This window comes from Vibrio sp. Vb2131, assembly GCF_033338535.1.
Taxonomy (GTDB): Bacteria; Pseudomonadota; Gammaproteobacteria; order Enterobacterales; family Vibrionaceae; genus Vibrio; species Vibrio alginolyticus.
Map to the genome: position 1 here is coordinate 1 of NZ_JAWOSW010000060.1, position 838 is coordinate 838.

Here is an 838-nt window from a genome sequence, read left to right on the forward strand (position 1 = left end):
GAATTCGGAGGCAGCCACATCCATGCCGATGACAACCTGGTCAGTGTAGCCGGCCTTTGCAATGGCAGACTTGAGCAGCTCCAGTGCTTCTTTGTTCTCCAGGATGTTAGGTGCGAATCCACCCTCATCACCCACATTGGTGGCGTCCTTCCCGTACTTCTCCTTGATCACGTTCTTCAGGTTGTGGTAAACCTCTGCTCCAATGCGCATGGCTTCCCGGAAGCTGGATGCCCCCACAGGCAGGATCATGAACTCTTGCATGGCCAACTTGTTGCCAGCATGAGAACCGCCGTTGATCACATTGAAAGCTGGGACCGGCAGGATGACTTCAGGGTTGCCGGCCAAGTCGGCAATGTGACGGTAAAGGGGCACCCCCTTCTCCACGGCACCAGCCTTGCAGACAGCCAGGGACACTCCCAGGATGGCATTTGCACCAAACTTAGATTTATTCTCTGTGCCGTCCATCTCGATCATCAGCTTGTCAATCTTCTCTTGCTCCACAACATTCACTTTCTTGCTAACCAGAGCAGGTGCAATAGTTTTATTGATGTGCTCAACAGCCTTTGAGACACCCTTCCCCATGAAGCGGGTCTTATCATTGTCTCGGAGTTCTAGGGCCTCGTAGATGCCAGTGGACGCACCGCTGGGCACCGCAGCACGGAAGAGACCTTTTGCGGTGTAGAGATCCACCTCAACGGTGGGATTCCCGCGGGAGTCAAAGATCTCTCTGGCATGGATCTTGAGAATGGACATGGTGAAGTTCTGGCAGTAGGATCGCTGCGGAGGAAGGAAAGAGGGTCCTGGAGACACCGAAGGGAGTCTTAAGGACAAACGTGAG

Annotated in this window: 1 protein-coding gene; it reads right to left on the reverse strand. The window is 53.9% G+C overall.

Annotated features, from left to right (window positions below):
- Positions 1–753, reverse strand: a 753-nt coding sequence (eno, locus tag R7E38_RS22845) for a phosphopyruvate hydratase (RefSeq protein WP_411978684.1), incomplete at its 3' end; no start/stop codon positions are given.
- Between the last annotated feature and the right edge of the window lie 85 nt (positions 754–838).